This window comes from Nonomuraea wenchangensis (genome assembly GCF_900111685.1).
Taxonomy (GTDB): domain Bacteria; phylum Actinomycetota; class Actinomycetes; order Streptosporangiales; family Streptosporangiaceae; genus Nonomuraea; species Nonomuraea wenchangensis.
Genome location: NZ_FOHX01000001.1, coordinates 204933 through 228155 on the forward strand (window position 1 = coordinate 204933; position 23223 = coordinate 228155).

General features: G+C 72.7%; 25 protein-coding genes and 1 tRNA gene. 8 read left to right on the plus strand and 18 right to left on the minus strand.

Annotated features, from left to right (window positions below; translation table 11 throughout):
• Positions 1–131: 131 nt before the first annotated feature.
• A complete protein-coding gene (locus BMW85_RS01020; RefSeq protein ID WP_091077071.1) occupies positions 132–2429 on the plus strand; it encodes a glycoside hydrolase family 65 protein in 2298 nt (765 codons plus the stop codon).
• Here BMW85_RS01020 and BMW85_RS49175 read toward each other — a convergent pair.
• Positions 2395–3186, minus strand: a complete 792-nt coding sequence (locus BMW85_RS49175) for a TetR/AcrR family transcriptional regulator (protein WP_245774539.1) — start codon at positions 3184–3186, stop codon at positions 2395–2397. The two genes, BMW85_RS01020 and BMW85_RS49175, sit on opposite strands and share 35 nt — an antisense overlap.
• Positions 3187–3193: 7 nt before the next feature.
• Between BMW85_RS49175 and BMW85_RS01030 the strand changes: the two genes are divergently transcribed.
• Complete coding sequence (locus BMW85_RS01030; RefSeq protein ID WP_177240442.1) at positions 3194–3970, plus strand: CPBP family glutamic-type intramembrane protease; 777 nt, start codon at positions 3194–3196, stop codon at positions 3968–3970.
• Here the strand turns inward: BMW85_RS01030 and BMW85_RS01035 are convergent.
• From BMW85_RS01035 to BMW85_RS01095, 13 genes are all read right to left on the minus strand, one after another.
• Positions 3964–6411: a PEP/pyruvate-binding domain-containing protein gene (locus tag BMW85_RS01035; RefSeq protein WP_091075608.1), complete on the minus strand. Its 2448-nt coding sequence runs from the start codon at positions 6409–6411 to the stop codon at positions 3964–3966. The genes BMW85_RS01030 and BMW85_RS01035 overlap by 7 nt on opposite strands.
• Before the next feature lie 24 nt (positions 6412–6435).
• The gene (locus tag BMW85_RS01040; RefSeq protein ID WP_091075611.1) at positions 6436–7593 is read right to left on the minus strand and encodes a sensor histidine kinase; all 1158 of its coding nucleotides are present in this window, start codon (positions 7591–7593) and stop codon (positions 6436–6438) included.
• An 11-nt stretch (positions 7594–7604) separates the two neighbouring features.
• A complete protein-coding gene (locus BMW85_RS01045; protein WP_091075613.1) occupies positions 7605–8258 on the minus strand; it encodes a response regulator transcription factor in 654 nt (217 codons plus the stop codon).
• A 35-nt stretch (positions 8259–8293) separates the two neighbouring features.
• Positions 8294–9463, minus strand: a complete 1170-nt coding sequence (locus BMW85_RS01050; RefSeq protein ID WP_091075615.1) for an ABC transporter permease — start codon at positions 9461–9463, stop codon at positions 8294–8296.
• On the minus strand, positions 9460–10110 hold the full coding sequence (locus BMW85_RS01055; RefSeq protein ID WP_091075617.1) for an ABC transporter ATP-binding protein: 651 nt from the start codon (positions 10108–10110) through the stop codon (positions 9460–9462). Before BMW85_RS01055 ends, BMW85_RS01050 begins: the two co-directional genes overlap by 4 nt.
• Entirely contained in the window at positions 10103–11137 is a 1035-nt protein-coding gene (locus tag BMW85_RS01060) for a peptidoglycan-binding protein (RefSeq protein ID WP_245774540.1), read from the minus strand. Before BMW85_RS01060 ends, BMW85_RS01055 begins: the two co-directional genes overlap by 8 nt.
• Positions 11134–11610, minus strand: coding sequence for a hypothetical protein (locus BMW85_RS01065; RefSeq protein WP_143082060.1), 477 nt, complete (start codon positions 11608–11610; stop codon positions 11134–11136). Before BMW85_RS01065 ends, BMW85_RS01060 begins: the two co-directional genes overlap by 4 nt.
• Positions 11611–11701: 91 nt before the next feature.
• The gene (locus BMW85_RS01070; protein ID WP_177240443.1) at positions 11702–14218 is read right to left on the minus strand and encodes a cation-translocating P-type ATPase; all 2517 of its coding nucleotides are present in this window, start codon (positions 14216–14218) and stop codon (positions 11702–11704) included.
• Positions 14219–14405: 187 nt separating this feature from the next.
• Positions 14406–15239: a universal stress protein gene (locus BMW85_RS01075; RefSeq protein WP_091075624.1), complete on the minus strand. Its 834-nt coding sequence runs from the start codon at positions 15237–15239 to the stop codon at positions 14406–14408.
• Positions 15240–15252: 13 nt separating this feature from the next.
• Complete coding sequence (locus BMW85_RS01080; RefSeq protein ID WP_091075626.1) at positions 15253–16092, minus strand: universal stress protein; 840 nt, start codon at positions 16090–16092, stop codon at positions 15253–15255.
• A gap of 90 nt (positions 16093–16182) precedes the next feature.
• Positions 16183–16656 carry a hypothetical protein gene (locus BMW85_RS01085; protein ID WP_091075629.1) on the minus strand — a complete coding sequence of 158 codons (474 nt, stop codon included), beginning with the start codon at positions 16654–16656 and terminating at the stop codon, positions 16183–16185.
• A gap of 46 nt (positions 16657–16702) precedes the next feature.
• Positions 16703–16990, minus strand: coding sequence for a putative quinol monooxygenase (locus BMW85_RS01090; RefSeq protein ID WP_091077079.1), 288 nt, complete (start codon positions 16988–16990; stop codon positions 16703–16705).
• A 143-nt stretch (positions 16991–17133) separates the two neighbouring features.
• On the minus strand, positions 17134–17910 hold the full coding sequence (locus BMW85_RS01095) for a hypothetical protein (RefSeq protein ID WP_091075631.1): 777 nt from the start codon (positions 17908–17910) through the stop codon (positions 17134–17136).
• A gap of 112 nt (positions 17911–18022) precedes the next feature.
• Here BMW85_RS01095 and BMW85_RS01100 point away from each other — a divergent pair, with 112 nt between their 5' ends.
• Entirely contained in the window at positions 18023–18313 is a 291-nt protein-coding gene (locus BMW85_RS01100; protein ID WP_143082061.1) for a hypothetical protein, read from the plus strand.
• Between the two features lie 5 nt (positions 18314–18318).
• Here the strand turns inward: BMW85_RS01100 and BMW85_RS01105 are convergent.
• Positions 18319–18395: transfer RNA gene (locus tag BMW85_RS01105), tRNA-Pro, on the minus strand.
• Between the two features lie 93 nt (positions 18396–18488).
• On the opposite strand from BMW85_RS01105, the gene BMW85_RS01110 reads away from it, so the two are divergent.
• The 4 genes from BMW85_RS01110 to BMW85_RS01125 all read left to right on the plus strand — a co-directional run bounded on the left by BMW85_RS01110 (position 18489) and on the right by BMW85_RS01125 (position 20612).
• Positions 18489–18917 (plus strand): helix-turn-helix domain-containing protein, encoded by a 429-nt coding sequence (locus tag BMW85_RS01110; RefSeq protein ID WP_091075634.1) that lies wholly within the window; start codon positions 18489–18491, stop codon positions 18915–18917.
• 111 nt (positions 18918–19028) lie between these two features.
• Positions 19029–19577: a hypothetical protein gene (locus BMW85_RS01115; RefSeq protein WP_091075635.1), complete on the plus strand. Its 549-nt coding sequence runs from the start codon at positions 19029–19031 to the stop codon at positions 19575–19577.
• An 8-nt stretch (positions 19578–19585) separates the two neighbouring features.
• Complete coding sequence (locus tag BMW85_RS01120) at positions 19586–20413, plus strand: hypothetical protein (RefSeq protein ID WP_091075638.1); 828 nt, start codon at positions 19586–19588, stop codon at positions 20411–20413.
• A gap of 1 nt (position 20414) precedes the next feature.
• Positions 20415–20612, plus strand: coding sequence for a hypothetical protein (locus BMW85_RS01125; RefSeq protein WP_091075640.1), 198 nt, complete (start codon positions 20415–20417; stop codon positions 20610–20612).
• An 80-nt stretch (positions 20613–20692) separates the two neighbouring features.
• Here BMW85_RS01125 and BMW85_RS01130 read toward each other — a convergent pair whose 3' ends face one another.
• Together BMW85_RS01130 and BMW85_RS01135 are read right to left on the minus strand one after the other, a co-directional pair.
• The gene (locus BMW85_RS01130; protein ID WP_091075643.1) at positions 20693–21103 is read right to left on the minus strand and encodes an ATP-binding protein; all 411 of its coding nucleotides are present in this window, start codon (positions 21101–21103) and stop codon (positions 20693–20695) included.
• A gap of 15 nt (positions 21104–21118) precedes the next feature.
• Complete coding sequence (locus BMW85_RS01135; RefSeq protein ID WP_091075645.1) at positions 21119–21889, minus strand: SigB/SigF/SigG family RNA polymerase sigma factor; 771 nt, start codon at positions 21887–21889, stop codon at positions 21119–21121.
• A 181-nt stretch (positions 21890–22070) separates the two neighbouring features.
• On the opposite strand from BMW85_RS01135, the gene BMW85_RS01140 reads away from it, so the two are divergent.
• Positions 22071–22427, plus strand: coding sequence for an STAS domain-containing protein (locus BMW85_RS01140; RefSeq protein ID WP_091075647.1), 357 nt, complete (start codon positions 22071–22073; stop codon positions 22425–22427).
• Between the two features lie 16 nt (positions 22428–22443).
• Here BMW85_RS01140 and BMW85_RS01145 read toward each other — a convergent pair whose 3' ends face one another.
• Complete coding sequence (locus BMW85_RS01145; protein ID WP_091075650.1) at positions 22444–23169, minus strand: ANTAR domain-containing response regulator; 726 nt, start codon at positions 23167–23169, stop codon at positions 22444–22446.
• Between the last annotated feature and the right edge of the window lie 54 nt (positions 23170–23223).

Here is a 23223-nt window from a genome sequence, read left to right on the forward strand (position 1 = left end):
CCAGGGTGATCGCTTTCCGTGTCGTACCAAGCACACCAGCCGCTCGACCACGGCAGCAGTGTCGTACGCCCTCCGGCGCCAGGACCTTGGTCCCCTGTATGGGCCGGTGGTGCATGGGTAGCGTCATCGCCATGGCCACTCTCGCTCCGGCCAACCCTTGGACACTTGTCTACGAGGGCTACGATCCCGCCGCCGAAGGGCTGCGGGAGGCGTTGTGCACGCTCGGCAACGGCCGCTTCGCCACCCGCGGCGCCACGCCCGACGGCCTCTGCCGCACTCCGGGCACCTACCGGGCCGGCTGTTACGACCGGCTCGCCTCGCGGGTGGCGGGCCGTACGGTCGTCAACGAGGACCTGGTCAACCTGCCCGACTGGCTGCCGCTGACCTTCGCCACGCCGGGCTCGGACTGGTTCCATCCGGACGGGGCCGAGCTGCTGGAGTACCGCCAGGAGCTCGACCTGCGGCGCGGGGTGCTGCTGCGGGAGCTGCGCCGGCGCGACGACGCCGGCCGGATCACCCGGGTACGTCAGCGCCGCCTGGTGTCCATGGCCGACCCGGCCCTGGCCGCGCTGGAGACCACCTTCACGGCCGAGAACTGGTCGGGGCCGCTCCGCGTCCGCGCCGCGCTGGACGGGACGGTGACCAACCACGGCGTCGCCCGGTACCGCGACCTGCGCGGCGACCACCTCACCGAGCACGCGACCGGGGACGAGGACGGGCTGACCTGGCTGACGGCGACGACCCGCTCCTCCCGGATCACGGCCGCGCTCGCCGCGCGGATGGACGCCCCCGTTCCCGGCAGGGCCGAGCGGGAGCCCGGCCGGATCGGCACCGAGCACGTGCTGCACGCGGAGGAGGGCGTGCCGGTGACGGTCACGAAGATCGTCGCGCTGGTGACGTCCCGCGACCCCGCCGTCCACGACCCGCTGTCGGCGGCGCTGCGCTGGGCCGGGCAGGCTCCCCCCTTCGAGGAGCTGCTGGCCGCGCACGAGGCGGCGTGGGAACGCCTGTGGGAGCGGGCCCGGCTGGAGGTGGGCGGCCCGGAGCTGGCGCAGCTCGTGCACCTGCACGTCTTCCACCTCCTGCAGACGCTCAGCCCGCACACCTTCGACCTGGACGTCGGCGTGCCCGCCCGGGGCCTGCACGGCGAGGCCTACCGCGGTCACGTGTTCTGGGACGAGCTGTTCGTGCTGCCGTGGCTGAACCTGCGCTTCCCCGACATCTCGCTCGGCCTGCTGCGCTACCGCTGGCGGCGGCTGCCGGAGGCGCGGGCGGCCGCGCGCGCGGCCGGGTACGACGGCGCGATGTTCCCCTGGCAGAGCGGCAGCGACGGCCGCGAGGAGACCCAGACCTTCCACCTCAACCCCGACTCGGGCCGCTGGCTGCCGGACGTCTCCCACCTGCAACGCCACGTCGGCCTGGCCATCGCGTACAACGTGTGGCAGCACCACCTGGTGACCGGCTCCATGAGGTCGTGGTGCGCCGACCTGCTGACGGACATCGCCCGCTTCTTCGCCTCGCTCGCCGTGCTCGACCCGGCCTCCGGCAGGTACGAGATCCGCGGCGTCATGGGACCGGACGAGTACCACACCGCCCGTCCAGGCGCCGCGGCCCCCGGCCTGGACAACAACGCCTACACCAACGTCATGACCGTGTGGCTGCTGGCCCGCGCCCTGGAGCTCGGCCTCGCCCGCCCCGGGGAGAGCGCCCGCTGGGCGGACATCACCCGGCGCATGCGGGTCGACTTCCACGACGGCGTCATCAGCCAGTTCACCGGCTACGCCGACCTGGCCGAGCTCGACTGGGGCCGCTACCGGGGGGTGCGGCGGCTGGACCGGGCGCTGGAGGCGGACGGCGACGACGTCAACCGCTACAAGGCGTCCAAGCAGGCAGACACGCTGATGCTGTGCTACCTGCTCACCACCGACGAGCTGCTGGACATCCTGCGCCGGCTCGGCTATCCCGCCGATCCCGAGCTGATCCCCCGCACGATCTCCTACTACCTGGACCGGACCAGCCACGGCTCCACGCTCAGCTCCGTCGTCCACGCCTGGGTCCTGGCCCACGCCGACCGGGCCCGCTCCTGGCAGTTCTTCGCCGAGGCGGCGCTCAGCGACATCAAGGACGTGCAGGGCGGCACCACGGCCGAGGGCATCCACCTGGGCGCCATGGGCGGCACCCTCGACATGCTGCAACGCTGCTACCTCGGACTGGAGCCGCGCCCCGACGGCCTGCGGCTCGACCCGTGCCTGCCGGAACGGCTCGGGTCGCTGTCGTTGCCGATCGAGTTCCGGGGGCGCCGGCTCCTCGTCGAGGCCGACCACGAGCGGACCCGCGTGGACGGCATCACCCTGCCGCGCGGCGCCGCCGCCACGATCCCCTTCCCGCCCCTGATCATCCGGCGTCCGGGTCGGGTTCGAGGTAGGTGACGGCGATGCTCGCCGCCGCCATGCCGAGCAGCGACCAGTCGGCGGCGGCGCTCGCGCCCGTGGGGTTGCCCGGCACCCGCCGGGTGAGCAGCTCCGGGTCGGCCGCCGCCATGATCACCAGCCCGCGTATCGTGGCGGCGGCCATGGTGCCGATGAGAGCGAAGCTGCCGCCCGAGTCCGGCCGTACCCGGTAGCCCAGGGCGGTGGCCACCGTCTCCCAGCCGCGCGCGATCCGGTCGGCGAACCGCCGCTCCGAGCGGGCCAGCGCGGCCTGGACGTCCGCGCGCACGTCGCCCTCCGGCAGGCTCAGGAACGTGGCCTGCAGGGCCAGGTAGGTGCGCCACTCCGGAGAGCCGGACACCGTTTCCAGGTCGCCGGCGGCGGTCACCCGCAGCAGCTCGGTGACCAGGTCGTGCCGGCCCTGGGGCGAGGCGAGCTCAGCGGCGCGCTCGGCCAGGACCGCGGCGACCAGCCGCCGGGCGGCCTCCCCGTCGGCGGCGGCCGCGGGTGCCGCGCCCGCGGCCAGCTCGCGCAGCAGGTCGGCGAAGAACAGGTCCTTGTACGGCCAGCGGCGGTAGACGGCGGCCCTGGCCACGCCGGCGTCGCGGATGACGTCCTCGAAGCCGAGGTGGTCGAGCCCGACGGTCAGGCCGTCGCGGTTGACCATCGCGAGAGCGGTGTCGAGCATCCGCCGCTCGGTCTCCTGGTCGCTCAGCCTGGGGCGGCGGCGTCCGGGGCCGTCGCCTGAGGAGTACATTCGAGCCATGAGACATGGTATCTCAAGTACCATTACCTACTTCCTGCTGGTGTTCCTGCTGTCGGTCCCCTTCGTGGCGGCGGGCTCGCTGACCGGCGCGCAGATCCTGCCGGGCGTTCCCCTGGCGGGGCTCGCCTTCGTCTGCCCGGCGGTGGCGGGCATCGTGCTCGCCCGCCGCGCGGCCGGGGGCGCCGGGGTGCGGGCGTTCCTGGGGCGGGCCTTCGACGCCTCCCGCGTACGGGACAAGAGGTGGTTCCTGCCGGTCGTGCTGCTGTACCCGGCCGTGGTGGCTCTCTCGTACGTCCTGCTGCGCCTGGCCGGCGTCCCCTTGCCGGACCCGGACGTGTCCCTGGTCCCGGCGGCGGCGCTGGCCGTCGCGCTGTTCGCGGGAGCGTTGTGCGAGGAGCTGGGCTGGTCGGGCCACGCCACCGAGCCCCTGCTGGCCCGCTGGGGCGTGGCGGGAGCGGGGCTGGCCGTCGGCCTGGTCTGGGCCGTCTGGCACTGGGTGCCGCTGCTCCAGGTCGGCCGTACGGTGCCGTGGATCGCCTGGTGGTCGCTCGGCACCGTGGCGGCGCGCGTGATCATGGTGTGGCTGTTCGCCGCGACGGGCGGCAGCGTCCTCGCCATGGCGCTCTTCCACACGACGCTCAACCTGGCGTGGCAGCTCTTCCCGGTGAACGGGTCACACTTCCCGTTCGCGCTGGTGGCCGTGCTCATGGCGGGCACGGCGGCGGCGGTCGTCATCGGGAACGCCGCCCGCCGACGGTCGCCGACGGCTCAGTAGGGCTCCACCCGTACCGTCCCCGCCGTGCCGTCCACCGTGATCACCTGCCCGGTCCTGATCTCGGAGGTGGCGTCGCGGACGCAGATGACGGCGGGGATGCCGTACTCGCGGGCGACGGTGGGGCCGTGGGCCACCGGCGAGCCGGTCTCGGTCACCAGCCCGGCCGCGGTCATGAACAGCGGCGTCCAGCCCGGGTCCGTGGTCGGCGCCACCAGGATCTCGCCCGGTTCGAGATGCGCGCCCATCGGGTCGCGGATCACCCGCGCCGGGCCGGTCGCCTGCCCGGCGGCCCCCGACATGCCGGTCAGCACGCCGTCCCGCGCCGGCGGCGCGGGGGCGAGCGCCTCCACGTCGGTCCCGTCGGACAGCAACGCTCCGGGAACGGTGCGGCGCCTCGCCTCCCGCTCGTGCTCGGCGCGCCGCGCCGCGACCGTCCCCCGGACGTCGCGCTCGCCGTCCACGGCCGCGCGGGCCTCCGGGAGTGTCAGGAACATGATGTCGCCGGCCTGCTCCAGCCGGCCCTCCCTGACCAGGTCGTCGCCGACGAGGAGGAGCTGGCGCCGGGCCGCCTGGAGCGCCGGCAGCCAGGCGAACTTGCCGATCTCCCGCAGCCCGGTGAGCTGGCGCGAGCGGCGCAGGAGGAACACCGCCAGCCGTCCGCGCACCGGCCGCCTGGCCCGCGCCCGCCGCGCCAGCGTCCCGATCATCCGCTCGGCCCTGGCCGCCGCCGCCTCGAACCGCACGTCGGGCGCCTGCCCGGGATCCTCCACGCGCAGGTAGTTGGCGATCGTGGCGAACAGCGGCGCCGGGTCCTCCTCCCAGCGGGGGACGCCGACGTCGATCTCGCCCGCCGCGCGCATGCCGTACTTCGCCAGGAAGCCCGCCAGGCCGATGTCCGGGAGCTCGTTCGCGACGTACGCGGCGGCCAGCGCCTCCGGCGGCGTGTCCAGGAACAGGTCGCGGTGCTCGCGCGCCCGTACGGCGAGGCCCCAGAGCGCGAGGTCCATCTCCGTGGTCACGTTGTGCGGCATGCCGCCGAGCACGGTGTCGAGCTCCTCGCGGGTGGCGACGCCGCCGAGCAGCCCGGCCGGGAGCGCTCCGGCGAGCATCCCGGCCACCAGGGGGCCGACGATGCCGTGCAGGTCCGGGCTCATGATCGACCGGTGCGAGTCCTCGATCACCCAGCGCAGCCGCTCGGCGGCGGTCGCCGACGGGCCGGGCGGCGTGATCAGCCGCCTGACCTCGGCGAGTCCCCGGTCGGCGCGGGCGCGGGCCCGGACCGGGTCGGCCAGGCTCGACACCACTCCGGCGAGCGTGCGCGGCAACAGCCGCGCCGTGCCCTTGAGCACGCTGCCGAGGCGGAACGGCAGGCCGGGCCGGGGCGCGAACCGCGGATCGTCCATCATGCTCAGCACGGCCGTCTGCACCCGCGGCCCGTAGACCTCCAGGGCGGGCCCGAGCCGCCGGCGCATGGCCTTGTTCCGCAGGTAGTCCGTCATGTCGTAGAAGATCCGGCCGCCGATGGGCACCAGCCGGGGCAGCGGGTCACGCCGGTCGACCTTGGCCCCCATGACCTCGAACCACAGGCTCGCGCCCGTCTTCAGCAACGAGACGCCCATCGGCGTGCACGGGCGCAGCATGCCCTGCATGTGGCCGAACTCCAGGTAGAGCCGCATGTCACCGGTGTCGGGCGGCAGCGGGAAGAGCGTGGTGACCGGGCGCGACTGCAGCAGCCACAACGTGTCGTCGGCGTCGATGGCCCACTCGACGTCCTGCGGCGAGCCGAAGTGCTCCTGGAGCCGCAGCCCGGCCGCGCGCAGCCGTTCGAGCTGGTCCGCGCGCAGGCAGCCGCCGGGGTTCGCCGCGGCCGGCGCCCCCTCGCGCAGCACGTAGTGGTCCGGCACGACGCTGCCGTCGACGATGGCGGTGCCCAGTCCGGGGGCGGCGTCGAGGACCATCTCCGCACGGCAGCCGGTGATCGGGTTGGCGGTGAAGAGCACGCCCGCCGCGACCGGATCGACCATGCGCTGCACCACCACGGCCATGGCCGCGTCGTCGATCCCGGCGGCGGCCCGGTTGGTGGCGCGGTAGGCGACGGCCCGCTCGGTGAACAGGGAGTCCCAGCAGCGGCGTACCGCGCCGACGAGCTCGCCGGCGCCCTCGACGTCGAGGTAGGTGTCCTGCTGGCCGGCGAAGCTGGCCTCCGGCAGGTCCTCGGCGGTGGCGCTGGAACGGACCGCCACCCGCCCGCCGCCCAGCCGCTCGTATGCCTCGACGAGCTCCCGCTCCGGGAGCTCCCCCGACCGGTAGGACTCGACGGTCAGGCAGAAGCCGTCGGGGACGCGCTCACCCGCCCTGATCATCTCTCCTAAACCGGCGCCCTTGCCTCCCACGACGTCGATCATCGAAGCGTCGACGTCGGACAGCCAGATCAGTTGCATCGCGCGTGCTCCTCGAAGCCGACATCACCACGACCGTGCCGACCGGGCCTCACCGCACCCGCCTCCGACGCTAACACCATGGAGCGCCGCGCGAGAGAGCCGGACGGTCACGGCAAGGCCGCCGTCCTCGCGTGGCACGGTGGCGACCGTGCCGCCGTGGGCCCGTACGATCGCCCGGACGATCGACAGCCCCAGCCCGGCGCCCGAGGCCGAACCGACGCGGTCGCGTTCGAGCCGGCTGAAAGGCTCGAACAGCAGGGCGACCTGCCCGGCCGGCACCACGGGCCCGGTGTTCTCGACGGTGATGGCGACCTGGTCGGCGGACGTGGCGGTGCGGACCTCGATCAGGCCGCGCTCGTCGTTGTACTTGGCCGCGTTGTCCAGCAGGTTGGCGACCATCCGCTCCAGCAGGACGGGGTCGCCGACCGTGGGGGCCGGCGGCAGATCGGGCCGGTCGGCGAGGTCGCGCAGGTCCACCGGCTCCCGGACGGTCACCTCCCGCTCGCTCTGGGCCAGCAGGAGCAGCCCTTCGATCAGGCGCTCCTGCCGGCCGTTCGCGGCGAGCAGTTCGTCCCTGACGGGGCGCAGCGGCCGTGGGAGTGCGTCGTCGGCGAGGGAGACCTGCAGCAGCGCCCGGTTGATCGCGAGGGGCGTCCTGAGCTCGTGGGAGACGTTGGCGACGAACCGGCGCTGGCCGTCGAAGGCGCGGTCCAGCCGTTCCAGCATCGAGTCGAAGGTGTCGGCGAGTTCCCTGACCTCGTCGTGCGGGCCGCCCAGCGAGATGCGGCGGTGCAGCGTCTCCTCCGACAGTTTCCTGGCCGTCTCGGTGACGGTCTGCAGCGGCCTCAGCGCCCTGCGGGCGATGAGCCATCCGGTCGCCACCCCGGCCAGCCCCACGATGGCGGTCGCCAGCAGGGACCAGCGCAGCAGCCAGCTCATCACCAGCTCCCGGTAGCGGCCGATCTGGTCGTTCACGGACGAGGCCAGGAGCGCGCGGCTCCCGCCCGGCGGCGGGCCCGGCTGCGGGACGACCTCCCCGACCTGGTGGATCATCGCCCCCTCGGCGAGGACCTGCTGGTTGACGATCTGGTCGACCACCACGTAGTTGATCGCCACCAGGATGCCGGCGGCGAGGAAGAACACGCTTCCGTAGGTGAGGGCCAGCCGCCGGCGGATCGGCACCCGCCCCGCGGTCAGAGCCGGTAACCCGCGCCGGGCACGGTCTCGATCACGGGCGGATGGCCGAGCTTCTTCCGCAGGGTCATCACGGTCATCCGCACGGAGTTCGTGAAGTAGTTGACGTTCTCGTCCCATGCCTTCTCCAGCAGGACCTCGGCGCTCACGACGGTGCCCTCGGCCCGCATGAGGACCTCCAGCACGGCGAACTCCTTCGGGCTGAGCGCGACGTACCGGGAGTCGCGGAACACCTGGCGGCGGCCCGCGTCCAGGGTGACCCCGGCCCGCTCCAGGACGGGCGGCACGGCCTGCGGGGTGCGGCGGGCGAGCGCGCGCAGGCGGGCCACGAGCTCCGGGAAGTCGAACGGTTTCGTCAGGTAGTCGTCGGCGCCCAGGCCCAGCCCTTCGACCTTGGAGCGCAGGTCGCTCGCCGCCGTCAGCATGATGATCCGGGCCGGGACCCGCCCGGCGGCGAGCGCGCGGCACACGTCGTCGCCGTGCACGGCCGGCAGGTCCCGGTCCAGGACGATCACGTCGTAGTCGTGCGTCATGGCCCGCTCGACGGCGGCGGAGCCGTCATGGACGACGTCCACCGCCATCGCCTCCTTCCGCAGCCCGCTCGCCACGACCTCGGCGAGGACGCGCTCGTCCTCTGCGATGAGCACCCGCATACCGGACATGATCTCCCTCGCCGCGTAAGAGGCTGCTAAGCGGTCGCGAGGGCCAGCGTGGGCGGAAGCCTGGCCGCCCGCATCGCGGGGAAGATCCCCGCCACGGCCCCCACGAGGAGCGTCGCCGCCAGGCCGCCGCCCAAGGCCCACAAGGGGATCACGGCGTGGAGGTCCCGCCAGACCGCGAAGCCGAGCGTGACCGCCGCACCGCAGCCGGCGCCGGCCGCGCCGCCCAGGCAGGACAGCAGCAGCGACTCGGTCAGGAACTGCGTGCGCACCTGGCCCCGGGTGGCTCCCAGCGCCCGCCTGAGTCCGATCTCCCGCCGCCGTTCGAGCACCGAGATGACCATGGTGTTGGCCACTCCGACGCCGCCGACCAGCAGCGCGACCGCCCCGACGCCGAGCAGGACGCCGGTGAAGGCGTCCGTGGCCGCGGCCCGCGCGGCCAGGGCGTCCGAGGGGCGGCTGACCTTGACCTCCTCCGGATGCTCCGGGCTCACCGTCCTGGCCAGCACGTCCCGGACGCCGACGACGTGCTCGTCCGCGGCCCGCGTGTAGATGGTGGTCGGGTGGCCGTCGAACGCCAGGTAACGCTCCGCCGCGGGGAAGCCGATCAGCACCGACCGGTCGATCTCCGGCGCCAGCGTGGAGTTGTCCAGGACGCCGACGACCGTCCACCACTGCCCGCCGATCCACACCTGGTCCCCGGGCCCCGCGCCGAGCCGCCCGGCGGCCAGCCCCCCGAGGACGACGGCCCGCTGCCGCTCGGTCGCCGCGTTCAGCCACAGCCCCCGCCGCAGCGGGGTCTTGAGCGTCCCGAGCAGGTCCGCCGTGGCGGCCTGGACCAGGAGCCCGGCGGTCCTGGCCTGGGGGATGTGGCCGGTGCGGTAGGCGGGCACGCCGGTCAGCCCGGTGGACGCCACCGACTCCACCGCTTCGACGGCCCTGACCATCCTGGTGGCGGTCTTCGGCAACCGGGCGGCCCCGCCGAACACGGTGTCGCCGGGCGCGACCCGCAGCAGGCCGGTGCCGAGCCGGTCGAGCTGGTCAAGCAGGTCCGCCCTGCTGCTGGCGGAGATGCCGACGACGGCCACCATGGTGGCGATGCCGATCGCGACCCCCAGGGCCGACAGCAGCGCGCGGGCGGGGCGCGAGCGCAGCCCTTCCACGCCCACCAGGATGACGTCGGACGCCGCGAGCCTCATACGATCCGCCCGTCCCGCAGCCGGATCCGCCGGGGGGCGGCGGCGGCGACCTCGTTGTCATGGGTGATGACGGCGACCGTGGTGCCGTCGCCGTGCAGTCGGCGCAGGATCGCCAGGACCTCGGCCCCCGCGGCGCTGTCCAGGTTGCCCGTGGGCTCGTCGGCCAGGAGCAGCGCGGGCTCCCCCACGATCGCCCTGGCCACGGCGACCCGCTGCTTCTCGCCGCCGGACAACTGGCCGGGCCGATGATCCAGGCGATGGCCGAGCCCCACGCGCCGCAGCGCCTCGGCCGCGCGCCGGGTGCGCTCGCCCCGTCGTACGCCCGCGTAGAGCAGGCCGTCGGCCACGTTGCCGAGCGCGCTCAGGTGCTCCGACAGGTGGAAGGACTGGAAGACGAAGCCGATGTGGCGGGCGCGCAGCTCGGCCAGGCCCGCGTCGTCGAGGCCCGCGACGTCGTGCCCGGCGATGCGCACGGTCCCCGCCGACGGGCGGTCCAGGGTGCCGATGAGGTGCAGCATGGTCGACTTGCCCGAGCCGGACGGGCCGACGATGGCGACCAGCTCGCCCGCCGCCACCCGCAGATCCACGCCGCGCAGCGCGCGGACCCCGCCCGGGTACGTCTTCTCCGCGCCGATCAGCTCAATCACCGGGCACCTCGACGTTCGTCCCGGCCCGCAGCCCGGTGCCGGTGATCTCCACCCGCCCGGCGGCGAACAGGCCCGTCGTCACCTTGACGAGGCGCCGGCCCGCGCCCTCGACGACGCGCACGGCGTAGCCTCCTTCGCGTACCGCGAGCAGCGCCTCGACCGGGACCGACAGCACGCCGGGCCGCGTCTCGCCGCGGATCGCCACGGCGACCGGCGCCTGGTCGTAGCCGCCGAGCTCGCCGTCCAGGGTCACCTCGACGTCGAGGGTCGGCCCGCCGCCCTGCTCCTTCGGCAGGCGGGCGACGCTGCCGATCGAGGTGATCCGGCCGGTGACGCGCTCGCCCGACGGGCTCTCCAGGCCGACCTGCGCCCGCGGCGTCACCAGCCGCCGGTTGGTGACCGGCAGGTCGATGTGCACGATCAGCGTCGTGTCGGTCACGGTGACGGCCGACGCGCCGGCCCGCGCGCCCTTGACCCCGGTCACCTCGGCGACGCGGACGGGGCCGGGCGCCACGATCACCTGCTCGCCGTCCACCCGGCCGGTCCTGGGCAGGCCGCTCGCGCGCTGCCAGGCTTCGACCGCCTTCTCCGTCTCGGCGGTGAAGACGTCGTCGATCGTGCCGGGGTCCTGGCCGAGGGCCTTGAGGTTACGTTCGAGCTGCTTGACGTCCTTGCCCCGGGACCCACGGGACAGCCGCCGGTAGACGGGCGTCTCGCCGTACATGAGCAGCACGGGCCTGCCGGCGACCTCGTAGAGCCATTCGCCCCTGCGGACGACGCCGCCCTCGGGCCGGGTGTCGCTGATCACGCCGCGGGCCTCGTTGGGCAGGGCGCGGCGGGCGGCGTAGCCCAGGGTGCCGGGCACGGTGAGCTCGTCCACGAGGTCGGACCGGGTGACGGGGGCCGTCCTCGTGGGCGCAGCGGTCTCGGGCGGCTCGCCGTCGCGGGCGGCGCCGGCGGCCACGACGGCGGCCACGACGGCGCCGCCCGCCACCACGGCGACCGGCAGGCGGGCGCGGCTTCTCACTGCTCGCCGCCCTGCGGCAGCAGCGGCCGGCACGCCTTGTCGGCGTTCTTCATCACCGGCGAGTCGGGGGTGACCCCCTTCTGCCCGGACAGGCCAAGCTGGGCCTGTCCGCCCTCGAATTTCGGGTCCGGCATGTCGACGCCGTGCTCGCGCATGCATTTCGCGTACGCGATGAATTTCGCCTGATCGGCCGCGGGGACTTCGCCCGCGGCCTTTCCTGTCGTGACGGGCGCGTACTTCTTGCACGCCTCCTGGGCCTTTTCCAGCGCCGCTTTGCCGCCCGAGGGGATTTTCAGGTGGATGCGCCCCTCGACGCCGGGGTCGTCCATCTCGACGCCGTGCTCACGCATGCATTGCGCGTACTTCACCCCGTCGCCCTGCGTCCCCGCCGGGCCCGGCGCGGCCGGTCCGCCGCCGCAGCCGGCCATGCCCGCCAGCAAAAGGGCGGCGCCGAGCCATTTCAATGTGGTCATGCCGGATTTATAGCGAGCCGCCGTTAAGCATGCGATAAGCGGATATGTTTATGCGATGTTTATTTCGCTGAATGTCCTGGCGATTTCGCGGTCAGTTCGGCCGGGCCGGTGGGACGGGCTCGCGGTGCAGGAACCGGTCCAGGCGAGCGGCGGCGTAGCCGAGGAACGACAGCACGGCCACGATCAGCAGGTCGGCGGCGGCCAGGGGCTCGGTGCTCAGAAGTTCGCGCAGCAGCGGCACGTACAGGCCCGCGAGCTGGAGCACGAGCGCCCCCGCCACGGCGAGCGGCAGCATGAGGTTGGCCGTCGAGCCGGGGCGGGCGCGCGAGCCGAGCGCCACGCCGAGCTGGGTGGCGCCGAGGGCGAAGAACGCCATGCTCTGCCACGGACGGCCGGTGTGCAGGGCCCAGACGGCGACGCCGAGCGTGACGGCGGTCAGCACGACGGCGATGCGGACGACACGCTGCCACAGGCCGGCGCGCAGGATGCTCTGGTCGGGCGGGCGGGGCGGGCGGTCCATCAGGGCGGGGTCGGCGGGCTCGCCACCGAGCGCGACGCCGGGCAGGCCGTGGGTGAGCAGGTTGATCCACAGGATCTGGGCGGGCAGCAGCGGCAGCGCCAGCCCGAAGAGCGGCCCCAGCAGCATGACGGCGATCTCGGCCGCGCCGCCGGACAGGCCGTAGACGAGGAAGCGGCGGATGTTGGCGTAGACCCGCCGGCCCTCCTCGACGGCGGCCACCACCGTGTCCAGGTCGTCGTCGGCCAGCACCAGGTCGGCGGCCTGCCGGGCGACCTCGGTGCCGCGCCTGCCCATGGCCACGCCGATGTCGGCGCGGCGCAGCGCGGGGCCGTCGTTGACGCCGTCGCCGGTCATCGCCACCACGTCGCCGTCCGCGCGCATGCCTTCGATGAGGTCGAGCTTCTGCTCGGGGGTGGCCCGCGCGTAGACGGCCGCGCCGGGCCGTACGGGCAGCTCACGGCAGTCGGCGACCGGGGCGTCCGGGGCGATGATGCCGAGCTCGGTGGCGATGGCGCGGGCCGTGCCCGGATGGTCGCCGGTGATGAGCACCGGCTTGATCCCGGCCCTGCGGCAGGCGGCGACGGCGCCGGCGGCGGCCTGGCGCGGCGGATCGACGATGGCGACCAGCCCCAGCAGGTCCAGCCCCTCCTCGGGCACCTCGCGGGGCACGGCCGCGAGGTCGGCGCGGGCCACGGCCAGCACCCGGTAGCCCGCGCGGGCGAACCGTTCGGCCTGCTCGGCGGCCCGGAGGTGAGCGGCGGGGTCGCCGGCGAGCACCGGCGGGCGCAGCAGGGACTCCGGGGCGCCCTTGCAGACCACCACGGCCCCGCCGCCGGGCCGCGCGTGCAGGGTGCTCATGCGTTTGCGCACGCTGTCGAAGGGGCGTTCGGCCAGGCGGTCGTAGCGCTCGTGCAGGTCGGCGGGGCCGAGGCCGGCCTTCGCGGCGGCGGCGAGCAGCGCCGCCTCGGTGGGGTCGCCGAGCGCCTGCCACCGGCCGTCCTCGTCCTCCAGGAGGCGGGCGTCGTTGCAGAGGGCGGCGGCGGTGAGCAGGTCCGTGAACGCGGCGGGCGGACCGCCCTCGATCCGCCCGGCGGGATCGTATCCGGTGCCGGTGAGCGTGGCCTCGGCCGTGGGGGTCCACAGGTGGCGGACGACCATCCGGCCCTCGGTGAGGGTGCCGGTCTTGTCGGTGGCGAGGACCGTGACGGAGCCGAGCGTCTCGACGGCGTGCAGGCGTCGTACGAGAGCCTGCCGCGCCGCCATCCGCCGCGCGCCCAGCGCCAGGCTCAGCGTGACCACGGCCGGCAGCGACTCGGGCACGGCCGCCACCACCAGGCTGATCGCGGTCACCACCATCAGCTCGACCGGCTGTCCCCGCACCAGGCCGAGCGCCCCGACCACCACGCACAGGAACACGGTGACCCCGGCCAGCAGCCGCCCCACCCCCATCAGGCGACGCTGCAACGGCGTCAGGCCGGAGCCCTTCTCCATCAGCGCGGCGATGCGCCCGGCCGCGCTCGCCGAGCCCGTCGCCGTGACCTCGGCCAGGCCCCGCCCGCGCGCCACGACCGTGCCCGCCGACACCTTCTCGCCCGGGTCCTTGTCCACGGGGACCGACTCGCCGGTGAGCGCCGACTCGTCCACCAGCAGCGCCGCGGCCTCCTCCACGCGGGCGTCGGCCGGCACGATGTCGCCTTCGGCCAGCACCAGCACATCGCCGGTCACGACGTCGGCCGCCGGGATCTGCCGCTGCGTCCCGTCACGTACGACGCGGGCCACGGGCGCGGTGAGCTCGGTCAGCGCGGTGATGGCGCGGTCCGCGCGGACCTCCTGCACCACGCCGACGCTGGTGTTGACCACGATCACCAGCATGATCACGGCCATGTCCGCCCAGTCGCCGGTGACCGCGGTCAGCGTCGCGGCCACCAGCAGCACGATGATCAGCGGGTCGCGGAGCTGTCCGGCCACCCGCCGCCACAGCGCCACCGGAGGGCGGGCGGGCAGGAGGTTCGGCCCGTCCCTGCGCAGCCGCTCGCCCGCCTCCCGCGAGGACAAGCCCGATCGGCGGCCGGTCTCCGAAGCGCCCATCTCTCCTGCTCCCCCTCGTAGGCGTCGTACCATTCTCACAGGTCACAGGCGTTTCACCGGGGTCTTCCGCACGGAGGAAGGCGGGCGCGAGCCGCCTGCCCTCGACCCACGTGATCAGCAAACCGCACGGACCAGGCGGCGCCGTAGAGGCCAAAGGCCCTTCGCCGCGGCCGTCCGGCCCTTCGGTTCAGTCCTGGGGGCGGACCACCGCGACCGGGCAGCGCGCGTAGTGGAGCACCCCTCTGCTGACCGATCCGAGGAACAGCGAGCCGAGCGCGCTGCGCCCGTGCGAACCGACCACGATCAGGTCACACGGGACGCCGGTGAGCGCGTCGATGGGGTGGGCGTTCTGGACGTCCTCGGCGACCTCCACGTCCGGGAACCTCTCCCGCCAGGGCGCGAGCCGCGTGCTGACGAGCCGCTGCCGGGCGGCGCGGACCTCGTCCAGGTCGTAGGTGATCTCGGGGGCGAAGGCGTGCACGGGCACCTGCCAGGCGTGGACCGGGCGCAGCGTGGCGCCGGACGACCTGGCCCGCTCGAAGGCGTAGCCGAGGGCCGGCTCGCAGGTGTCGGACTCGTCGACGCCGACCCCGATCACGCCGGTCTCCTCGCGCGGCTCGGCGCGTACCACGACCACGGGGCAGCGCGCCCGCGCGGCCACCTCCATGGTGACCGAGCCGAGCAGGGCGCCGGCGAAGCCGCCCACGCCGCGGTTGCCGACGACCAGCTCGCTCGCCTCCAGCTCCCGCAGCACGGCCCCGGGAACGCCCTCCACCACGCGGGAGCTCACCTCCACGCCCGGCTGCCGGGCGTGGGCGACCTCCTCCGCGACTGCCGCCACCCTGCCCGCCGCCCGCCGCAGGGGATCCTGCTGCCCCGTGAAGACCTCGTACGGCCGCAGGTCCAGCACGTGCACGATCCGCAGCTCCGCGCCGGTCCTGGCCGCGTCGTCGGCGGCCCACTCGACGGCCGCGAGGCTGGGCGCCGAACCGTCCACGCCTGCGATGATCAGACCGCTCATGGTCCCTCCCCGGTCAGCCGGCGCCCTGGCGTGGCCGTACCACGGCCACCGGGCACTGCGCGTGGTGCAGCACGCCATGGCTGACCGAGCCGAGCACCGCGGAGGAGAACCCGCCCAGGCCGCGCGAGCCGACGACGACGAGATCCGCCATGGCCGTGGCGTCGGAGAGCGCGGCCACGGGATGGTCGCGCAGTTGTTCGTCGTCGATCACGAGGTCGGGGTTCGCCTCCCGCCAGCGGTCCGCCCGCTCGTGGGCGGCCCGCGCGTCCTCCTCGAAGTAGGCCGCGAGCTGAGGGCCCTGAACCGGCCACGAGGACTCCACCACCGGCACCCGCCAGGCGTAGATCACCCGCAGGCGGGCCCGGCGGGCGCGGGCCTGTTCGATGGCGTACGCCACGGCCTCCCGGGCGCCCGGCGAGCCGTCGTCACCGGCCACGACCAGACCGTGCTCGCGGCCGGCGTCGCCGTGGACGATCACGACGGGGCAGGCGGCGTGCCCTGCCACGGCCAGCCCCACGGAACCGAGCACCATGCCGGCGAACCCGCCCGCGCCCCTGCTGCCGAGCACCAGGCTGTCGGCGGACGCCGACTCGGCCACCAGCGCCTCGATCACGTTGCCGGCCGGCATCGCCGTACTGACCTGGACCTCCGTGCTCAGCGCGCGGGCTCTGTCCGCGGCGGCCTCCAGCGCGCCCGCGCAGTACTTCGACATGTCCACGTCGTGCGTCCACTGCTCGCAGACGTGCACGATCCGCAGCGGCAGCCCCCGCCTGCGCGCGTCGGCGGCGGCCCATTCCACGGCCGGCGCCGATGACGGGGAGCCATCCGTACCGACCACTACAGCTCCACGCATCGCCCCTCGCCTTCGCCGGCCGGCTCCCCCATGTCCTCCACATTCCCAGAACGGACAAGAAGACACGATCAACCAGAAACCTCCGCTCGGTCAGGAGCGGTCCCGGCCCGCGCCGACCAACCAGCCCACCACCGCCACCAGGGTCAGCACCCCGATGGCGACCAGCGCGGGAAAGTGCCACGCGGGGACCAGTTGGTCGAGAGCGCTGTCGTCGTTGAGCTCCCACAGCGAGCTCGTGGGATCGGCCGCGACGGCGAGGGCGAGGCTCAGCAGGTAACCGACGCCCACGACCGCGCGCGGCACGACGCGGGCGACCTCGGGACGGCGGTTCAACCAGCCGTCCAGAGCGCCGAGGAAGGCCGCCTCGGCGGCGAGGATGAAAGCGATGCTGAACGTCCACATCCGCGCCGACGCGCGTTCCCTGTCCAGAGGCCCCAGCATCCAGTCGCCCGGGGGATCGGCGACGGCGGCCTGGATCGCGATCAGGTTGACCACCAGATAGAGCGCGGGGGCGGCCATGGCACACAGCAGCGCCGGCGAGCGTACCGCCGCCAGTTTTCCCATGATCGATGAGGCTGCCTACCCGGCCGCCGGGTTCGCCGCACACTCCTCAGGTGAGCGAGCGCACGTCCGCGATCTCGTACTCGGCCACCGAGGCGGCGAGCATCACAGCACGTTGCGCGTCGCTGGGGCCGCCGGTACGGAACGCCTCGACGGCCGACAACGACTCCCAGCGCTCCAAGATGTTGACGCGACCGGCATCCACCAGGTCCGCGCTGACGGCGAAGTCCAGGCAGCCAGGTGCGCGGCGGGCCAACTCGATGACACCCACGCAGTCCGCGAGATAGCGCTCGCGCTGTTGCGGGTCGACGACGACATGCCCCGCAATGATCATCATGTGTTGCTCCTCTGCCATGTTCGCGAACTGAACGTCCTGGACTGTGACCATCGACCGAGCCGGAACTCATCGGTGCTCGCGATCCCGAAACTCCGGCAGGGCTTGCCGACCTTCCAGAGCCGTCCGGCCTGGTTGTCGCTCGCTCAATCACCCCGAGACTGGCCCGCGGGCTGGGGCTCCTTCCACACGTCACGGCCGTTGCTCCACAGCTCATAAGCGTGGTAGGCGAACCGGTCGAACAACCCGTCGTCCTGGTAGCGCCGCAGGTGCAGCATCGGCGAGTCGTGGCCGACGAGCTTCGCCAGGTGTGGCGTGACGAGCATCTCCGAGTCGAACCGGAACACGCTCATGGCGATGTGCTCGTCACCGAACCGGGCGTCGGCGCCGGGGACGTCGCGCAGCTGCTCGACCTCCGACAACGTGATCCGGATGCGGGTGGAGACGGTCAGCGGGACGTTCTCCACGTCCTCACGGCGCCGCGTGACCTCGCTCTCCGGGTCGCCGATGAGGAACCGGATCCTGCAGCCCTGCTGGGCCTTTCGCTTGAGCGCCTTCGCGAGGTTGGGGTGTTCCAGCCACAGGAAGTAGTTGGTGTAACCGGCGAAGAGGATCTCCTCGCGCGCCGAGCTGATGAGATTGCGCCAGATCGATTTCGGACATGCGGAGCGATACGGATAAACGGTCAAGACTTCCTTATCTGGCCCAGTTTTTACCGTATTGCGCATTACATCCGGCCATAGCACGGCTGTCTCAACTCCTAGTGCCTCTGCGGCGGCCCATTGATGTCGCATGTGCGGAACGCGCGTTTCGTCTTGCAGCCAGCGTTCCACCGTCTTGACGTCCACTCCACATCGGTCGGCCAAGTTCTGGTTCGTGACCTGGGCGTTCAGCATGGCGCTGCGCAGGGAGACGTTTGCCACGGTGCACCTCGTGCTGGGGGACGCCAGGGACGTCTGGAGCGTAACGCCATAACGTCCTGGACGTCTTGATAACGCGGTGGGTTTGTCGCACGCGGGTAAGCACGCTGATCCCATGACCATCCCGGTAATTCTCGAAGACCTCCAAGCGGCCTTTCCCGGTTGGTGCATTTGGCGTAGTTCCGCGGGTCGTCTCTGGGCCACCCGGAACGGTCGCCGCCTGTCCCGGCACGAGGTGGATCACGGCCTGTCCCAGACGATCGACGCGGACGACGTCGCCCAGCTCGCCGAGCAGCTGAAGGGGCAGCGAACAGCGGAGGAGGCACTGTCGAGCCCGCCACAGCGGGACGACGGTCACATGCGAAAGGGTGCCACCCTTGTGGGCGACACCCTGCTCGACCAGTAAAAACCTGGTCGGGACGACAGGATTTGAACCTGCGACCCCTTGACCCCCAGTCAAGTGCGCTACCAAGCTGCGCTACGTCCCGGTTTGTCGGCCGCCCCCTGCGGGGCGGGACGTCATAACCTTAGCGCACATCGGAGGTACACGCGCACACGTGAAGCGGTAGTGGAGGTGGCAGGTGGGGCGGAAGCCGACCATCGATCGGGGGGAGCTGGCACGGCTGGTCGCCCAGGGCATGAGCGTGCAGGAGCTGGCGGGGCACTTCGGGGTTAGCGAATCGGGGGTGCTGCAGGCCAAGCGGGCCGCGGGGCTGGCCAAGCCGATGATGGACCACAGCCGCGCCCTGCCGTGGAAGCTGGCGCGGGCCCATGCCCAGTCGGGGCCGGCCACCAATCTGCGCAATCTGTCGGCGGCGGCGCAGGGCAGGCCGCCGGCGGCCGAGCGGCTGAACACGGCGCTGCGGTGGGCGCAGCGGCTGGTGGACGCCGGGCTGGACGTCCGGTACGACGCCGCCGAGGGATTCAGCGAGGTCCCGGCTGCGGCGGGCGGGTCGCACGTGGCGGTCGTGCTGGAGGAGGCGCGCCGGGCACTGGGTGAGGGGCGGTAGCCGGTCGCGGCAAAAGGACCGATCCGGGCCTCCTAGTGGGGTTGCGCGAGTTTTACCTACCTTTTCGAGGGAAGTCGCTGGTCTCAAGTTGAGAGACCGGAGGCGAAGATCATGACCACCTTTGCGTGGGTGGCCGTCGTCGTGGTCGCGGTGGTGGCACTCGCCGCTGTGGCATATTTCGTCGGTCAGCGGCAGAAGCGCAGCAGTCATCTCCGCGAGCGTTTCGGCCCCGAGTACGAACGCGTGGTATCCGAGCGCGACAACCGGCGCGAGGCCGAGGAGGAGCTGCGGGCCCGCGAGGAGCGGCTCAAGGAGCTCGACATCCGCCCCCTCCCGCCGGAGACCCGCGACTCGTACGCGGCCCGGTGGACCGAGGTGCAGGAGCGCTTCGTGGACGCCCCGATGTTCGCGGTGACGGAGGCCGACCAGCTGGTCACGTCCGTCATGGCCGAGCGGGGCTACCCCACCGAGGACTTCGAGCAGCGCCTGTCCGACCTGTCGGTACGGCACGCGTCCACCCTGGACCACTACCGGACGGCTCACGAGATCAGCGGGCGCGCGGCCAGGAAGGAAGCCTCCACCGAGGAGCTCCGCCAGGCCATGGTGCACTACCGCGCGCTGTTCGAGGAGCTGCTCCAGGAAACCACCCGAGGACGGTGAGGGAAGACATGAGCAGCGACAGCGATGAGCTGAAGGTCCCGGCCAAGCGGGGCGACGACGACGTACGGGCCCGTGAGGCGTACGAGCGCGGGTACGAGGACGACGCCGAGGCCGGGGACGTCCGGGTGGCCGGGACCGGGACCGGGCGGGACGTCCTGGACGACCATCCCGACCGCACCGGCCCCGATCACCTCGATCCCGATCACACCGGCGGCTTCGACGACCCCGATCGGCGCGAGGTGGACGAGGACGAGCGGGTCCACCCGGTGAACACGCACGACCCCCTGCACGAGGACAAGGACCCCCTGGACGGGGACCACCGCACCGGGACCGTGATCGACGACGGCGACGACGAGTTCGCGCGCAGCGAGCAGACCACCGTTCCGTCGCCGCCACCGCACACCGACACCACCGACACCGGCGCCGTCCCTGCCGAGACGCCGGCGCACGCGGCCCCCGCCGACACGGCGCTGTTCGACCAGGACCCGGCCGAGGTGCAGTCCCGCTGGCGCGACCTGCAGGCCGCGTTCGTGGACGACCCCGGCGACGCCGTGCAGCGCGCCGACGGCCTGCTGGGCGAGGTCGTGGAGTCGCTGACCGCCGGGCTCAACAGCCGTACGTCCGCCCTGCGCGAGCGCTGGAAGGACGTCGGCACCCCGGACACCGAGCAGCTCCGGCAGGCGCTGCGCGAGTACAGGACCGTCCTGGAGCGTCTCCTGGCGATCTCCTCGACGCCGGACGCGAAGCCGGAGACGACGACGGCAGGGGCGGTCGGCGCGCACACGTCCACGTACGGCTCCCACAACCAGGCCACGATCAGGGATGAGGTGAGATGACATGCTCGCGATAGTCGCAGCGATCATCTTCGGGCTGGGCTTCCTGCTCGACCTGGTCGGCGCGAAGATCCCCGGCGGGTTCTCCGGCATGACCTTCGCGCTGCTGGGCCTGTGCCTGCTGGCCCTGCACCAGGCGGGCGTCGGCACCGCCGGCATCCGCAGCGGGTACAGCAACTGGCGGAGCCGCTCCCGGCGCTGACCCACCGGCCACTCCCCTAGACGGACGGCCCTCCGCGTGATCCAGGCGGGGGGCCGTTCGCATGCACCCCCGCGAGGGGGTCACTTGCCGGGGAAGCGCATGATCACGGTGCTGCCGCCGTCGCCGACGCGCAGCGTCAGGTCGGACGACAGCAGCCGGGCCACCCAAAGCCCCATGCCGCCGACGGCGCCGGGCATCGGCCCGGGCTTCCAGGTGCCCTCGTCGTGCACCTCCACGACCAGGTCACCGCTCGACACCCAGGTGCGCAGGACGGCCTGGTCGGCGCCGTGCGTGACGGCGTTGGTGGCGACCTCGTTGACGGCGATGACGAAGTCGCCGATCGACTCCTCGGGCATGCCGGCGTCGCGGGCTCCGTCCTCAGCGAACTGCCGGACCTGCGGCAGGTCCGGCAGCCGGAACCGGAGCCGTTTCACGGGCGCGCCGGGTGGCGGGCCCGCGTGGCCCGACTGAGGCTCGACGTCCTCGTTCACCCGGCGACCTTCTTCTCAACCCACCAGCTCGGTGCGTAGCTGGTCCAGTACTTTCCTGAGGATGCGCGAGACGTGCATCTGGGAGATCCCGAACTCAGCGGCTATCTCCGCCTGCGTCATGTTGCCGAAGAACCGTAGCAGCAGAATGTGTTTCTCGCGCGACGGGAGCGCGTCGATGAGTGGTTTGACCGCTTCCCTGTCGACCATCGTGCTCAGTGTGTCGTCGTCCTCCGGGATGACGTCGCCGAGCGAGGCGGCGTCGTCGTCGGTGCCGAGCGGCGCGTCGAGCGAGAGCGTGCTGTAGGCGGCGGAGGCGTCGAGCGTGAGCAGGACGTCCTCCTCGGTGATGTTCATCTTCGCGGCGAGCTCGGCGACGGTCGGCGACCGGCCGAGGTCCTGGCTGAGGTCGGCGACGAGCCTGTTGAGCTCGGAGCGGCGTTCCTGGTACAGGCGCGGCACCCGGATGGCCCAGGTGCGGTCGCGGAAATGACGCTTGACCTCCCCGGTCATCGTGACGACCGCGTAGCCCCTGAACGCGTGTCCGAGGCTCGCGTCGAAGCCGTTGACGGCCTTCATCAGGCCAACATACGCGGCTTGGAGGAGATCCTCCAACGGCTCGCCCCGGTAGCGGTAGCGGCGGGCGATCTCCATGGCGAGCGACCGGTGCATCTCGACGATGCGCTCACGCAGCCGCTCCCTGAGGCTTGCGGGGGTGTCCTCCCGGGCCATCTCGGCCAGGAGCTCTTCGGCGGTCATCTCCTCGAGGACGTATTCCTGCACAGCCATCGCTGCTCCTCATATGGATGCAGGGCGGCCTCCGCGGGAGCAATGTGAAAAAGCCCATGCAGAGGCACACCTCGCTCTACTCTCGAGACGAAAGCCCTCTGCTGGACTTCGGCTCCAGTGTCCCCCCTGGCGCCGGAAGTATTCCTCCCTCGCGTGGTGACAGTAGGGTTGCTGCGTGACAATGCCGGAGAACGGCGAAGGGACCGCGGCGGCCCTGAGCCTGACGTCGTCTACCGTCGACGGGATCAGCGTGATCCGCGTCGACGGCGTGCTCGACGCGACCACGCGCGAGCAGTTCGCCGATTACCTGTCGATGGCGGGTGCCGACGTGATCCTCGATCTCGCCGGTGTGACGTTCATGGACTCACGCGCGCTCGGCCTGATCGTGCACCACTGGCAGACGAGCCTGACCTCGGGGTCCAGGTTCGCGCTGGTCGGCGTGGAGTACTCCAAGTCGAAGGTGATGTGGATCACGGGCCTGGCGCAGCGCCTGCCGCTCTACGACACCCTCGACGACGCGCTGGCGGCCCTCGGCTGACCCGGAGGCGGCCAGGTCAGCCGGGTGAGCGGCGCGACTTGCGCTGGTGCTCCTCCACGAGGAGCCTGGCGAGGTCGGCCACCTTGACCTGGTGGTGCTGCGAGATCCTGCGCAGCTCCTCGAAGGCGTCCTCGGCGGTGCATCCGCTGGTCTGCATGATGATGCCCTTGGCCTGGTCGATGAGCGCGCGACCGGCGAGCGCCTCCTGGAGCTGGGCGGCGTCGGTGCGCACCTCCTCGAAGTCCCACATGTTGGCCATGGCGACGCCGAGCTGCTCGGTCAGCATGTCGGTGAGCGAGTGGGCGCCCTGCGGCGAGAATGCGCCGGGCCGCACGGAGTAGAGACCGACGACGAGCTGGGCCTGGGCCACGTCGATGGGCACGGCGAGCGCGGAGCGCACGCCCCAGCGGGTGGCGAGGGCGTCGTAGCGGGGCCAGCGGCCGTCGGTGAGCACGTCGGAGACCGACGCGCGGGCGCCGCTCTTCCTGGCCTCCACGGACGGGCCCTCGCCGACCTCGCGTTCGCCCTCGACGAGCATGATCAGCTCGCTGTGCGAGCCGGAGACGAGCACCCGCTGGTCGCGCCAGTGCTCGGCGGAGGCGCCCGCGCAGCCCGGCACCCCGGTCGCCAGCGCCGTGGTGAGACCCCTCAGCACGCTCTCCATGGAGGTGTCCTCGCCGAGACGGCCGAGAGCGGCGAGGTCACGGGCGAGTCCGGGGGTGATCAGGGCGGTCGATTCCATAGCGATAAGCCTCTACCCCATATGGCAACCAATATCCCGAGTAGCGTAGCGTCG

What these genes read in the sequence shown, in the direction of transcription:
- BMW85_RS01120 (WP_091075638.1), top strand. Translation starts at nt 19,586, where the DNA reads ATGAGCAGCGACAGCGATGAGCTGAAGGTCCCGGCCAAGCGGGGCGAC.
- BMW85_RS01145 (WP_091075650.1), bottom strand. Translation starts at nt 23,169, where the DNA reads ATGGAATCGACCGCCCTGATCACCCCCGGACTCGCCCGTGACCTCGCC.
- BMW85_RS01080 (WP_091075626.1), bottom strand. Translation starts at nt 16,092, where the DNA reads ATGCGTGGAGCTGTAGTGGTCGGTACGGATGGCTCCCCGTCATCGGCG.
- BMW85_RS01035 (WP_091075608.1), bottom strand. Translation starts at nt 6,411, where the DNA reads ATGCAACTGATCTGGCTGTCCGACGTCGACGCTTCGATGATCGACGTC.
- BMW85_RS01085 (WP_091075629.1), bottom strand. Translation starts at nt 16,656, where the DNA reads ATGGGAAAACTGGCGGCGGTACGCTCGCCGGCGCTGCTGTGTGCCATG.
- BMW85_RS01100 (WP_143082061.1), top strand. Translation starts at nt 18,023, where the DNA reads ATGACCATCCCGGTAATTCTCGAAGACCTCCAAGCGGCCTTTCCCGGT.
- BMW85_RS01115 (WP_091075635.1), top strand. Translation starts at nt 19,029, where the DNA reads ATGACCACCTTTGCGTGGGTGGCCGTCGTCGTGGTCGCGGTGGTGGCA.
- BMW85_RS01020 (WP_091077071.1), top strand. Translation starts at nt 132, where the DNA reads ATGGCCACTCTCGCTCCGGCCAACCCTTGGACACTTGTCTACGAGGGC.
- BMW85_RS01045 (WP_091075613.1), bottom strand. Translation starts at nt 8,258, where the DNA reads ATGCGGGTGCTCATCGCAGAGGACGAGCGCGTCCTCGCCGAGGTCGTG.
- BMW85_RS01065 (WP_143082060.1), bottom strand. Translation starts at nt 11,610, where the DNA reads ATGACCACATTGAAATGGCTCGGCGCCGCCCTTTTGCTGGCGGGCATG.
- BMW85_RS01070 (WP_177240443.1), bottom strand. Translation starts at nt 14,218, where the DNA reads ATGGGCGCTTCGGAGACCGGCCGCCGATCGGGCTTGTCCTCGCGGGAG.
- BMW85_RS01030 (WP_177240442.1), top strand. Translation starts at nt 3,194, where the DNA reads ATGAGACATGGTATCTCAAGTACCATTACCTACTTCCTGCTGGTGTTC.
- BMW85_RS49175 (WP_245774539.1), bottom strand. Translation starts at nt 3,186, where the DNA reads ATGTACTCCTCAGGCGACGGCCCCGGACGCCGCCGCCCCAGGCTGAGC.
- BMW85_RS01075 (WP_091075624.1), bottom strand. Translation starts at nt 15,239, where the DNA reads ATGAGCGGTCTGATCATCGCAGGCGTGGACGGTTCGGCGCCCAGCCTC.
- BMW85_RS01050 (WP_091075615.1), bottom strand. Translation starts at nt 9,463, where the DNA reads ATGAGGCTCGCGGCGTCCGACGTCATCCTGGTGGGCGTGGAAGGGCTG.
- BMW85_RS01125 (WP_091075640.1), top strand. Translation starts at nt 20,415, where the DNA reads ATGCTCGCGATAGTCGCAGCGATCATCTTCGGGCTGGGCTTCCTGCTC.
- BMW85_RS01140 (WP_091075647.1), top strand. Translation starts at nt 22,071, where the DNA reads ATGCCGGAGAACGGCGAAGGGACCGCGGCGGCCCTGAGCCTGACGTCG.
- BMW85_RS01090 (WP_091077079.1), bottom strand. Translation starts at nt 16,990, where the DNA reads ATGATGATCATTGCGGGGCATGTCGTCGTCGACCCGCAACAGCGCGAG.
- BMW85_RS01135 (WP_091075645.1), bottom strand. Translation starts at nt 21,889, where the DNA reads ATGGCTGTGCAGGAATACGTCCTCGAGGAGATGACCGCCGAAGAGCTC.